This window comes from Streptomyces sp. NPDC040589 (assembly GCF_055594445.1).
The window spans coordinates 1-12642 of the sequence record NZ_JBVIWP010000005.1 but is presented as its reverse complement, the minus strand read 5'-3'; the positions used below and the strand labels follow the sequence as shown (position 1 = coordinate 12642).

The 12642-nt window shown below is 72.5% G+C and carries 8 protein-coding genes, 1 rRNA gene and 1 pseudogene; 7 read left to right on the top strand and 3 right to left on the bottom strand.

The genetic code is table 11. The annotated features are described in order from the left end of the window. Positions 1–115: 115 nt before the first annotated feature. The 3 genes and pseudogenes from ACZ58V_RS22690 (at position 116) to ACZ58V_RS22680 (ending at position 3439) form a co-directional block, all read left to right on the top strand. The gene (locus ACZ58V_RS22690; RefSeq protein WP_468196652.1) at positions 116–2224 is read left to right on the top strand and encodes an asparagine synthase-related protein; all 2109 of its coding nucleotides are present in this window, start codon (positions 116–118) and stop codon (positions 2222–2224) included. 38 nt (positions 2225–2262) lie between these two features. Next, positions 2263–2973 (top strand): annotated as a pseudogene (locus ACZ58V_RS22685) (AfsR/SARP family transcriptional regulator); the annotation flags it as partial. A gap of 28 nt (positions 2974–3001) precedes the next feature. Next, positions 3002–3439, top strand: a complete 438-nt coding sequence (locus ACZ58V_RS22680; RefSeq protein ID WP_471291811.1) for a hypothetical protein — start codon at positions 3002–3004, stop codon at positions 3437–3439. On the opposite strand, the gene ACZ58V_RS22675 is transcribed toward ACZ58V_RS22680, so the two are convergent. Together ACZ58V_RS22675 and ACZ58V_RS22670 are read right to left on the bottom strand one after the other, a co-directional pair. After that, complete coding sequence (locus ACZ58V_RS22675; protein ID WP_471291808.1) at positions 3436–5397, bottom strand: sigma-70 family RNA polymerase sigma factor; 1962 nt, start codon at positions 5395–5397, stop codon at positions 3436–3438. The genes ACZ58V_RS22680 and ACZ58V_RS22675 overlap by 4 nt on opposite strands. Before the next feature lie 178 nt (positions 5398–5575). Continuing rightward, positions 5576–6343, bottom strand: coding sequence for a TetR/AcrR family transcriptional regulator (locus tag ACZ58V_RS22670; RefSeq protein ID WP_468196643.1), 768 nt, complete (start codon positions 6341–6343; stop codon positions 5576–5578). Positions 6344–6720: 377 nt separating this feature from the next. Here ACZ58V_RS22670 and ACZ58V_RS22665 point away from each other — a divergent pair, with 377 nt between their 5' ends. Both ACZ58V_RS22665 and ACZ58V_RS22660 read left to right on the top strand, forming a co-directional pair. Then, positions 6721–8100 (top strand): NAD(P)/FAD-dependent oxidoreductase, encoded by a 1380-nt coding sequence (locus ACZ58V_RS22665; RefSeq protein WP_468196641.1) that lies wholly within the window; start codon positions 6721–6723, stop codon positions 8098–8100. Between the two features lie 174 nt (positions 8101–8274). After that, entirely contained in the window at positions 8275–9942 is a 1668-nt protein-coding gene (locus tag ACZ58V_RS22660) for an ATP-binding SpoIIE family protein phosphatase (RefSeq protein WP_468196638.1), read from the top strand. Between the two features lie 10 nt (positions 9943–9952). On the opposite strand, the gene ACZ58V_RS22655 is transcribed toward ACZ58V_RS22660, so the two are convergent. Beyond that, positions 9953–11218 carry an MFS transporter gene (locus tag ACZ58V_RS22655; protein WP_471292669.1) on the bottom strand — a complete coding sequence of 422 codons (1266 nt, stop codon included), beginning with the start codon at positions 11216–11218 and terminating at the stop codon, positions 9953–9955. A gap of 122 nt (positions 11219–11340) precedes the next feature. Between ACZ58V_RS22655 and ACZ58V_RS22650 the strand changes: the two genes are divergently transcribed. Both ACZ58V_RS22650 and ACZ58V_RS22645 read left to right on the top strand, forming a co-directional pair. Then, positions 11341–11889 (top strand): MarR family winged helix-turn-helix transcriptional regulator, encoded by a 549-nt coding sequence (locus ACZ58V_RS22650; protein WP_382834001.1) that lies wholly within the window; start codon positions 11341–11343, stop codon positions 11887–11889. 661 nt (positions 11890–12550) lie between these two features. Continuing rightward, a 16S ribosomal RNA gene (locus ACZ58V_RS22645) occupies positions 12551–12642 on the top strand; the annotation flags it as partial.

Here is a 12642-nt window from a genome sequence, read left to right as displayed (position 1 = left end):
GGCGCATTCAACGGAGCGCAAGCGGCGTCGGGACCCTCCGGAGTGCTTCCTTCATGGCAGCATGGTGAACCGGTTCGTACGGTGCACTGGTTGTCCACAGCCTGTGGAGGCGGCGATGCGGTGGTTGGTGGGATGGAGCAGCACCGCCGCGGGAGCACTCGCTGCCGGTTCGGCGGGGGCCACGGGGCAGGACGGCGAGACCGTGCACCCGGTGGGTTCCCAACTCCTGTGGGGCGACCCCGATCCGCTCTGGGCGGTCGGCGACTGGCGCCCCGACGAGGTGCGGGTCGTGAAGGCCGACGACCGGACCCGCATCGCCGTCCTCGGCATCTGCGGTGCCACCGACGAGCAGCTGCGCGTCGCGCTGTTCGCCGCGCGCGGCGGGGCACTTCGGCATCTGACCGCCTGGCCCGGGAGCTACACCGCGATCGTGCAGGTCGGCAGGAGGCTCACCGTCTGCGGCGATCTCGCGGGCGCGCGGCCCGTGTTCCACACGCCCTGGGCCGGCGGTACGGCGTACGCGACGGCCGCGCTGCCGCTGGCCGACCTCATCGAGGCCAACCTCGACTTCGGGCACCTCGCCGCGCTGCTGGCCGCCCCTGACGTGCCCGCCGCGCTGCACGACTCCACGCCGTACGACGGCGTGAAGCGCATTCCGCCGGGGCATGCACTGATCCTGCGCGCCGGTGCACGGGAGATCGCCGGGTACGAGCCCGTCGCCTCGCTGGCGGTCGCGGCGCCTCCGGCCGACCCCGACAGCGCGGTCGACGCCGTGCGCGACGCGCTCGTGGAGGCCGTACGGACCCGGCTGTCCGCGCCGCGGCACGTCCCCGGGGCGGACATAGACCCCGGCCCCGTCCCCGGCATGGGACCCGCCGAGCGGCGTGCCGCGCGCGGGATGCCCGTCCCGGGGATCGGGGCGGACCTGTCCGGCGGACCGGCCTCGGGGACGCTGGCGCTGCTGGCCTCGGGCCTGCCCGGGATGCCGGGCACGGTGCTGGGACACGGCACGGGCGCGGGGGAACGGCTGCTGGCGGTCACGTTCAACGACCTCGCCGTCGCAGGGCAGGAGGCCGAGCTGGAGCGGGCGGGCGCGCTGGCGGCGAACCCACGGCTGCACCACGTGGTCGTGGCGGGCGGCGAGGAGACCCTTCCGTACGCCGACCTGGACGGCCCGCTGACCGACGAACCCGGGTCGTGTCTGGTGTCGGCGGCCCGGCACCGGGCACGGCTGGCGTCCGGCAGCGCGGACCACTTCACGGGCTACGGGGCCCGTCAGGTCCTGGACGCCCATCCGGCCCGGCTGGCCGACCTGCTGATGGACCGCCGGCGGCGTCATCTCGTGCGGCCGGTCGCCGCGCTGGCCAAGGCGGACGGGTCGGTGCTGGTCCCCGCGCGCGTGTACGCGGCGGCGCGACGGCTGTCCCGTACGCCGTACCGGTCGGGCGTGGAGTCCCTGGCCGAGCGTCTGCTCGACCACCGGTCGGACGACGGCCTCGACGCGCCCGGTGGCGCGGTGGAGGCCTCGCTCGCCGCGCTGACCTGGGGCAGACCCGGGCCGGCCGCGCGCTGGCTGACCGGTGAGGCACTCGCTGAAGTATCGGTTCGCCTTCAGGCGTCCACGCACCGGTCGGAGCTGGTGGGGCCGGGGCAGCGTCCGGGCGACTTCCGCGCGCGTGCGGCGCTGGCACGGCACGCGGCGGACCTGCGGGTGCTGGAGCAGGCCGCGGAGATCCGCTTCCAGCGGCTGCACGCGCCCTTCCTCGACAACCAGGTCGTGCGCGCGGCCCGCGCGCTGCCCGAGGCGTTGCGCGTACGCCCCGGGGCACGGGCGTCGATCCTCCGTACGGTGCTGGAGGGGGCCGGCGTACGGGAGCTGCCGCCCGGGTGGGGCGTCCCGACCCAGGCGACCGAGGCGGCCGCGGCCCGAACGGGCCTGAGAGTGGCGGCGGACTCCCTGGTCACGCTGTTCGACACGCCCCTCCTGGCGGAAGCGGGCCTGGTCGAGGCCCGAGTGGTCCGCAAGGCCCTGCGCTCCGCGGCGGCCGGCGAACCCCTCCCCCTGGACGGCCTCGCGGACCTCGTCTCCCTGGAACTCTGGCTCCGCCGCCTCCTCGCCCGCCGCGGCACCTGCTGGACGGGCACACCGGCACGCCAGCGAGCGGTACCGGCGGGGATCGCGCCGCAGCGGGGGGCGTTGGGAGCGGGGGCCAGGTCGCGCTGAGCTGCGGGCACGCGTGCGCCAAGGGCGGCACGGGTGGGCGCGACGCCCCCGCCGCCCTCCAGGCCCTCATCGGCCACCTCCGCCGCGCCCTCGGCAAGGAAGCCGTGACGACCTCGGAATCCGGCGGCTACCGACTCACGGCCACACGCGACGACATCGACCTCTTCGTCTTCGAACGGCTCGTCCGGCAGGGCACCGACGCCCTCGCCGCCGACGCCCCCGCCCTCGCGGAACGGCATCTCGACGACGCCCTCGCCCTCTGGCGCGGCCCCGCCCTCGCCGACCTGACCGACCGCTCCGCGGCCACCCGCCCGGAGGCCACGCACCTGGAGGCGGCCCGGGCCCGGGCCGAGGCCCGCCTACGGCTCGGCCGCGCGCCGGACGTCGTACCGGAACTGCGGGAACTGACCGCCGTACACCCGTACGACGAGCCCCTGCACGCGCTCCTCATCCGCGCCCTGCGCGACACCGGCAGGCAAGCCGACGCCCTCGCCGCCCACGAGTCGGCCCGCCGAGCCCTCGCCGAGGGCCTGGGCACCGACCCGGGCCCGCAGTTGCGCGCCCTGCACGCCGAACTGCTCGGAGTGCGGGCCGCGCAGGACCGTAAGCCCTCGTCGACGCCCTCCGCACGGCCCGAGCGCACCGGCAACATCCGTCCCCGTCTGACCTCTTTCGTCGGCCGGGAACCCGAGATCAGTCGTCCTGCTGCTGCGCGCCCAGATCGCGCTCGAGGAAGGACACATCGCGCGGGCGCGGGAGCAGTGCGACGCGGCGCGCGTGGAGGCCGCGCGTGGCACACCGCCGCCCCAGTTCATGGTGATGCTGGACCTGATCGACGCCCTGATCACGGCGAGCGAGACCGCTCCGGAGCCCGCCCTGGCCAAACTGGCCGCAGCCCTGCGCGACGCCGTGGACCGGCGATGCTCCGACCTGATCCGGGCGACGGTCGTGGACAGCGCGGCAGGAGTGCTGGCCGACCTCGGCGACTTCCCGCGTGCGGCACGGCTGCTCGGCGCCGGCGACCACTGGAGGGCCGGCCGCCCCCGCCCCATGCCGGAACACGCCCACGCGGAACGGACCGCGGCCACCGCGCGCGCAGCCCTGGGCGGCGTCCGGTGCGAGTCCGAGCGCGCCCTGGGCGTGGGTCTCACCGCTGACGACGTCCTGCGCGAGCTGGACGAGGCGCGGCGTACGTACGCCACTGAGCCACGCTAGGCGCAGGTGAACTTCGACTCCGCCCAGTCCGCGAGAACCACGTTGTCGAGGGCGCCGTGCGGCTCCACCACCAGCCGCACGGCGCTGCGGCCGACGAGATTCACATGGACGGGAACGGCCGGGTCACCGCCCTCGACCAGCCCGGACCGCCACAGCCGGACCCCGTCGGCGTAGACGGAGAAGTACACCTTGCCGAGCCTCAGCGTCAGGTCGTCCACCCCGACGAGCGCGTCGTACGAGGAGCAGGACCGGTTGAGGTCGATGGTGACGGAAGAGCGGCCGTGCACGGTGACGCCCTGCGTGTACCGCTGGTCGCCGACCGACATGCCGTACCGCTTCCAGACCCAGCTGCTCGCCCCGATCCGCATCTCGGGCTCGGTGCCGTCGCCGCTGATGTCGTACGACAGTTCGCTCCACTGGTAGACGGCGGGAGCGGGCGGCGCCTCGGTCGGGGGCGGTGGGGGCGTGGCTGCCGGGGGCGGTGCCGGCCTCGGGGACGCGGGCGGCGGGGTGGGCTTCGGTGCCGGTGTCGCCGCCGAGGACCGTGTGGGACGCGGGCCGGTTCCCGGGGTGGCCGGCGTCGGCGCGGGCGTCTCGGCGCGCGCGGGCACGATGCCCGGGGGCTGCGGCCCGGGCTCCCGCTTCGAGGGGTTCGAGGGGTTCGAGGGGGAGGACGAAGGTGCGGGCGTGGGCTCGCCGGGCCGCACCACCGGCGCCGTCGGGGAAGCCGGGGAAGGGGGAGCCGTCTTCGCTTCCTCCTGCGGCTTCTCGTTGCCGGCCAGGGCCATCACCACCGCGGCCACGACACCCACGGCGACCACACCGGCCGCGATACCGGCCTTCACCGGCCCGCCGACCGCCTCGGAAGCCGCCGCACCGCCGCCGCTTCCCGCCCCACCGGACGAACCGGCGCCCGCGCCCGCCGCCGCGCCGGACGAGCCCGCGCCCGCCGTCGCGGCCGCACCCGCGGCACCGGCCGCTCCCGCTCCTCCGGCGATGAGTCCGGCCACCTTGGCGTACCCGGCGGCACCGAACCAGCCGAGGACGGCGACCGGCACGACGGCGGGGATGCCACCGGCCACGTCCGCGATCTGGCTCGCGGCCAGCCGGCACTTCGCGCACTCGTCCAGGTGCTTGCGCAGCCCTCGCTCGGCACGGGTGCGCAGCCGGCCGCGGGCGTGGGTGCCCAGCTGGTCGGCGTAGCGCGCGCACTCCTCGTCGCCGGTGAGCGTGGCGCTGACGTGAGCCTGGAGGTAGGCCTGCTTGAGGCCCTCACGGGCCCGGCTGGCGAGCACCCGGGTGCCGTTGGCGTCCAGGCCGAAGAGCGTGGCGACCTCGCTGGGCGACTCGTCCTCGACCTCGGTGTGCCACAGCACGGCCTGCCACCGCTCGGGCAGCGACCGGAAGGCCTGCATGGCCATGGACCGCTCGGCCTGGTGCATCGCCCGCACGTCCGCGCCCAGTTCGAGCGTGTCGCCGTCGGACACGTCGGGCCCGTGCGCGGACTGGGCGGCGAAGACCGCGAAGTCGTCGACGAGTTGTTCCCGCCGCGCCGACCTCGTCCAAGAGGCGGCGACGCGCCGTACGGATGTGAGCAGGTACGCGCGGACGGCGTGCTGAGGGCCGGAGCCGCCGCGCACCGCCTGGAGCATGCGGGCGAAGACCTCGGCGGTCAGGTCGTCCGCGGTGTACGCGTCACGGCAGCAGGTCCGGGCGTACCGGCGCACGGCCTGCGCATGGCGCCGGTACAGCTCCTCGTACGCCGTGTCGTCGCCCGAACGCATCCGGTCGATGAGCTCGGTGTCGGCCGGCGGCAGGTCGCGGGGTGGCGGCAGGACAGTGTCCTCGTGCCGGTCGCGCTGGGCCGGGACCGAGCCGTCGGCGGGGTGCCCGCCCGGCGGGACGCTCGCGCGCCCGCCCTGGCTCGGCACTTGTTCGTCCCGCCCGTCAACGTTCATCGCGGAAAGCCCCCGCCAGCCGCCCAACCCGTCCAGACCACCGGGTCAGAGTGCCACAGGGGCTCTTCGTCGGGACCCCCGAGTTCGGACGATCACTCATCCGTGGGGATTTACCGCACGCCAGTACTAGTCATCACCCTTTCGGGGAAGGCTCCCCCTTTACGCCGGGTCCCTCCACTCACGGCCGCGAGCGCAGTCCCTCCAGCAGGATGTCCAGCAGCCGGGCCGAGGCGGCCGCCTGCTGTGCCGCGTCCGGCAGCGAAGGCGCGGCCGTCGCGATCACCAGCAGTACGTCCGACACCGACACGTCCGGCCGCAGCTCACCCGCCGCACGCGCCCGCTCCACGAGCTGACCCACGACCTCGAGCAGCGCCGACGCCCCGGCGTCGTCCTCCGCGGAGACCGCCGGCACCGCGGCGACCGCCACCGGCTCCTCCGGAACCAGCCGCAGCTCCGTCGTGCCCGGCTGCGTCCGCTGCTGCGGCACCCGCGCCTGACCGGCACGGTCCTCCTCGACCGAGACCCGCAGCACCTGCGGCGGCAGCAGCCGCCCGGCGCCGGAGGCCACCGACGTACGCAGGAAGCGCGACAGAGCCGACCACGGCTCGTCCTCCTGCCCGAGCGCCGCCCGCGCCTGGTCGGTCAGCCGGGAGGTCTCCTCCTCGGCTATCCGCCGCACCAGGACGTCCTTGCTCGGGAACCGCCGGTACACCGTGCCCACACCGACCCGCGCGCGCCGCGCCACGTCCTCCATCGGCGCGCCGTACCCCAGCTCGCCGAAGACCTCGCGCGCCGCACGCAGCACGTGCTCCAGATTGCGCTGTGCGTCCACGCGCAGCGGTGTCGTGCGCGGGCCGTCCCCGCGTCCGCTGCCCACCGCCGCGCTCAATGTCGCGCCACCCGCCAGAGCGGATGCGGACGACCAATGAGAATCCTGAACATGCATACGTATTCCCCCGGTAATGACGTCTCCCCCCGGAGACACTCCCCGCCATTCGATGCCGGGGCGGAGGGAACAGGCCCGGGTCCGCGGGCCCGCCCGTCGCGGACCCGGTGAGCGCATCCCCCTACACCCCGTCGACACACGAACATAGTTGAGAGGGAGTCAATTCAGAAGGGGCACGTTCCGCACGGAGCGCCCACCGATCGGAGTACGGGCCGTATACGTCCTGAATGTGCCCCTGCGCGCCCCCTGCGCCACCCCAGCTGACCTGCACTTATTCAGCACAGCTCGATAATCCGGCCAACTCCGCGCGCTCTCTCGCTCAGGTCACACAATTGGTCGAGGCTGTGGACAAACGCAAGCGACGGGTGCGTCATGGGATGGTGAAGGAACGTGCGCGCATTCTCGTTGTCGGTGGTGGCTACGTCGGGATGTACACGGCCCTGCGCCTCCAGCGCAGACTGAAACGGGAACTGGACCGGGGCGAGGCCGAGATCACGGTCGTCACCCCCGACCCGTACATGACATACCAGCCCTTCCTCCCCGAGGCCGCCGCCGGCGCCATCTCCCCCCGTCACGTCGTCGTACCGCTGCGCCGCGTCCTCGACCGGTGCCACGTCGTCATCGGTGAGGCGACCGCCGTCGACCACGCGCAACGCACCGCCACCATCAGCACCCTCGCCACGCAGGAGGAGGGCACGGGCGGAGAGCGGCTGACCTACGACCAGCTCGTCCTCGCCCCCGGCTCCGTCTCGCGCACCCTGCCGGTCCCCGGCCTCGCCGACCACGGCATCGGCTTCAAGACCGTCGAGGAGGCCATCGGCCTGCGCAACCACGTCATCGAACAGATGGACATCGCCTCCTCCACCCGCGACCCCGCGATCCGCGACGCGGCCCTCACCTTCGTCTTCGTCGGCGGCGGCTTCGCCGGTGTGGAGGCACTCGGCGAACTGGAGGACATGGCCCGCTACGCCGCGCGCTACTACCACAACATCCGGCCCGAGGACATGAAGTGGATCCTCGTCGAGGCCTCGGACCGCGTCCTGCCCGAGGTCGGCGAGGAGATGGGCCGCTACACCGTCACCGAACTGCGCCGCCGCAACATCGACGTACGCCTGCGGACCCGCCTGGACTCCTGCGCGGACCGGGTGGCGGCCCTCAGCGACGGCGCCCGCTTCCCCACCCGGACGGTCGTCTGGACGGCCGGCGTCAAACCCCACCCGGTCCTCGCCGCCACCGACCTGCCCCGCAACGACCGCGGACGGCTCATATGCACCCCGGAGCTGACGATCGAGGGCACCACGCACGCGTGGGCGGCGGGAGACGCCGCGGCCGTCCCCGACGTCACCGCGGAGAAACCGGGCGGCGAGTGCGCCCCCAACGCCCAGCACGCCGTCCGCCAGGCCCGGGTCCTCGGCGACAACATCGTGCACGCCCTGCGCGGCGAACCCCTCACCACCTACACCCACAAGTACGTCGGCTCGGTCGCCTCCCTGGGACTGCACAAGGGCGTCGCCCACGTCTACGGACGCAAGCTCAAGGGCTACCCCGCCTGGTTCATGCACCGCGCCTACCACCTCAGCCGCGTGCCCACCTTCAACCGCAAGGCGCGCGTGCTCGCCGAATGGTCCCTGGCCGGCCTGTTCAAACGGGAGATCGTCTCCCTGGGTTCACTCGAACACCCCCGGGCGGAGTTCGAACTCGCGGCCGGTGGAAAGCCTTCTCAAGACCCCCCGCACAACCCGAAGGGGTCGTCCTGACCGGACCCAGGAACTCCACCGGCCGGCCCGGCGTCTGACGGATGCCGGTCCGGTCCGCACACTGCCAGACTGGTCCACCACCGCGGGCGTGCCACCGCTCGCCCCGGTGCGGGCCCCCCGGGGCCCCGGCCGGTTCCGGTGCCGGCCGCCGACGACTACACGAGGCAAGGATTCGTGAACTTCACGCGCTGGAGCGCCCGGCTCCCCGGAACGCAGCGCCGCGCCGCAGCGCGGACCGAGCAGACGGCCTCCCCGGACCGGCGGGGGGACGGCTCCGTACCCGCCGCCCGCGCCGAACAGCTGACCGACGAGACACCGTCCGTACCCGCCGTCGACGAGCTGCGGGTGCGCGAGGTCCTCGACCGCGTCCCCTCCCTCGTCGCCCTGGTCCACGGCCCCGACCACCGCATCGCCTACGTCAACGACGCCTACACGACCGCCTTCGGCGTACGCCCCCTGGGCGAACGCGCCAGCGAGGTCCTCCCGGAGCTGGACGCCCTCGGCCTGTTCCCTCTCCTGGACCAGGTCCAGCGCAGCGGCAAGTCCCGCACGGTGAAGTCCCGCAAGGCCCCCGACGGCCGCTCCTACACCTTCACCTGCACCCCGGTCGCCCAGGGCGACGGCGAGGGCGGCAGCGAAGGCCGCGGTGTCCTGGTCTTCGCCACCGACGTCACCGACCACGCCGAAGCCGCCGAACGCCTGCGCGCCAGCGAACGCCGCCAGCGCGAAACAGCGGTGACCCTGCAGAGATCCCTGCTCCCCCAGGAACTCGAAGAACCGGACGACCTGCGCATCGCCGCCACCTACCACCCCGGCGGCACGGAGGCCGCGGTCGGCGGTGACTGGTACGACGTGATCACCCTGGGCGGCGGCCGCACGGCCCTGGTCATCGGCGACGTCATGGGCCGCGGCGTCCGGGCGGCCGCGGTCATGGGCCAGCTCCGCACCGCGGTCCGCGCCTACGCCCGCCTCGACCTGCCCCCGCACGAGGTCCTGCAACTCCTCGACGGCCTGGCAGCCGAGATCGACGCCAACCAGATCGCCACCTGCGCGTACGCGGTCCACGACCCGAACGAGGGCAAGCTGGTCTACGCCTCCGCCGGCCACCTCCCCATCCTGGTCCGCGACGAGACCGGCACGGTCCTGCGCGCCGAGGAACCCACCGGCCCCCCGCTCGGCACCGGCGGCTGGATGCACTCCTCCGGCTCGATCCCCCTCAGCCCCGGCTCCACGGCCGTCCTCTACACGGACGGCCTGGTGGAGCGCCGGGACGCGGACCTGGACGAGGGCATCGCAGCCCTGGAACGCGCCCTGGCCGGCGCCACCGGAACACCCCAGGTCGTCTGCGACCGACTGGTCCGCTCGGCCGGCGTGACACCCGACCACGACGACGACGTGGCCGTCCTGGTCCTCCAGCACCCCGCCCGCACAGGTGCGGAGGGCGAGCTCTTCCGCAACGCCGCCCTGGAACTCCTGGGCGGCGTGGAAGCGGCCCCCCGCGCGCGTGCCTTCGCCTCCGGCGTCCTGACCAGCTGGCGCTTCCCCGCCGACCTGCACGACCTGGGCGTCCTGGCCACCAGCGAACTGGTCGCCAACTCCCTCCAGCACGGCACCCCGCCGATGCGCCTGCGCCTGCGCCGCACCGACCGCCGCCTGATCATCGAGGTCACCGACGGCGACGACCACCTCCCCAGACGCCGCCGCGCGGAACCGGGCGACGAATCGGGCCGCGGCATCGCCATCGTCGCCACGATCGCGTCGAACTGGGGCTGCAGACGCACCCCGGGCGGCGGCAAGGCGGTCTGGTGCGAATTCGCCCTGCCGCGCACCGGGCCGTCGTAGCCGGGCGGGATCAGACGTCCGCGGAAACGGGCGCCCCACCCCGCGCCACGACCCTGCTCTTCACGAGCCACGGCCGATCCTGCGCCTCGGTCAGCTGGCGACCCAACCGCACGGCCAGGACGGTGATCCCGAGGGAGAACACCAGGAACGCCACGATGTACGGCGCGTGCAGCGAGGCCCCCAGCGGCCCGCCCACCGCCGGCCCGACGGCCAGCGCGAGCTGCTTGACCAGGGCGAACGCCGAGTTGTACTGCCCGGCCATCCCCTCCGGCGCGAGATCCGCGACCAGCGGGGCCACGGTCGGCGACAGCATCGCCTCACCCAGCCCGAACAACGCGTACGTCGAGACGAACGCGGCCGTCGCCATCTCCTGGCTCCCGTGGCCGAGCCCCGCGTACCCGGCGACGGCCCACGCCACGGCCCAGATCAGCCCCACGGCCGCGATCACCCGCGACCGCCTCCGCCGCTCCACGAACCGCAGCACCGCGAACTGCGCGATGACGATCACCAGCGTGTTCGCCGCCAGCGCGGTCCCCAGTGCCGACGTCGATATCCCGGCGGCCTCGACCCCGTACGCACTCAGCCCCGACTCGAACTGCCCGTAGCAGGCGAAGAACAATACGAAGCCCAGCACACACAGCTGCACCATGGCCCGATTGCCCAGCAGCTGCTTCCAGCTGCCCCGCCCCGACGCCACAGGCGCATCGTCGATCCGCGGAGCGTGCGGCGTCCGCACGGTCGCCATCACCACGACCAGCAGCAGGAACATCGCCGCCTCGATCGCGAAGAGGAGGGTGAAGGAGGCGGCACTGGTCGTGTCGACCAGATGACCACCGATGAGGCCACCGACGCCGAGCCCGAGGTTCTGCAGGAAGAACTGCATGGCGAACGCCCGTGACCGCGTCTCCGCCGTCGAGCAGTCCACGATCATCGTCGCCAGCGCCGGCTGCATCACGGCCTGCCCCGCTCCCAGCAGGGCAGCCGACACCAGCACGGCCGCCGCACTGCTCGCGATCCCCAGACTCAGGGCACCTATGGCGGCGGTGATCAGGGCGGCGAGCAGCACCGGCAGGGGGCCACGCCGGACGATGGCCCGCCCGGCGAACGGCAGCACGACCAGCGCGGCCACAGCGAAGACGGCGAGCACGAACCCCGCCGTCATGGCTCCAAGACCTCGCACCTGCGCCACGTAGACGTACAGGTACGGGACCGTGAAGCCGAGCCCGAACGCGCTGAGTGCGTTACCCACGTGAATCCGGCGCATCGCTGCGCCCATCGCCCTGGTCACGTTCACCTCTTCCACAAGTTAGGAGTGAAGACTTCGAAACTAAAGTTCGAAGCTAAAGAGTACATACCCAAGGACTTCAAGGCAAAGAACGTTCGTGCCATACTGCCGCCATGGGCGACACCCCCGGCCCCAGCGAGCCGACCCTCGAAGAACAGATCGCCGCGTACCAGCGCGAGTTCCAGGACCTCGACCCCCAGGTGGAGCAGATCGTCTCGGCCCTGTCCCGCCTCAACCGCCGCATGAACGTCGCCTACGGCCGTCAGACCTCGGCCCTCGGCATCAGCAACGCGGAGTGGGAGGTCCTCAAGGCCCTCGTCCTCTCCGGCGCTCCCTACCGTCTGGGCCCCAGTGACCTCGCCAAGCGCCTCGGTCTCACCCCGGCCGCCATGACCCACCGCATCGACCGCATGGTCGGCGAGGGGCTGGTTACCCGTGAGCGAGACGAGTCCAACCGCGTGCGAGTCATCGTGGAGCTGACATCCGAGGGGCGTGAGAAGTGGCTGGAGGCGATGCGCCTGGCAACGGTCTTCGAGGAGGACCTGCTCCAGGATCTGTCCCCCGTGGAGCGCAACGCGCTCGGCGGCGTCCTGACCCGCCTGTTGCGCAGAGTGGAAGACGCCCAGCCGGACGCCGGTGGCCGTCTCTCGGATCTGGACTGACGCCCACACAAAAGATCTTGACAGGGGCCGCTTGACACCCCCCTGCCCGATCCGTAAAGTTCTTCGGGTTGCCGCGGAGCCGTAACGGTTCTGCGACGGCACTTTCGCCGCTCAAGCGGCACCCAACCACTAGCAAGATCGCTCCCAGCGGAGTTGTTTTCGGCGTGCCCGAATTCAATTCGAATTGGGACTCGACGGCCTGATCGACTCGACACCGGCTCGATTTGGGAAACGGCGAGAGACCGCGCTAAGGTTGGACACGTCGGAACGGCCCAACAGCCGCAAAGACAACCCCCGCTGACTGGGGATCAGGCCCGAAAGGATCTGATAGAGTCGGAACCGCCGGAAAGGGAAACGCGGAAGCGGAAACCTGGAAAGCACCGAGGAAATCGGATCAGAAAGATCTGATAGAGTCGGAAACGCAAGACCGAAGGGAAGCGCCCGGAGGAAAGCCCGAGAGGGTGAGTACAAAGGAAGCGACCGTTCCTTGAGAACTCAACAGCGTGCCAAAAGTCAACGCCAGATATGTTGATACCCCGTCTCCGGCCATCGCTGGGACGAGGTTCCTTTGAAAAAACACAGCGAGGACGCTGTGAACGGTCGGGCTTATTCCGCCTGACTGTTCCGCTCTCGTGGTGTTCATCCCGATTACGGGAAAACATTCACGGAGAGTTTGATCCTGGCTCAGGACGAACGCTGGCGGCGTGCTTAACACATGCAAGTCGAACGATGAACCACTTCGGTGGGGATTAG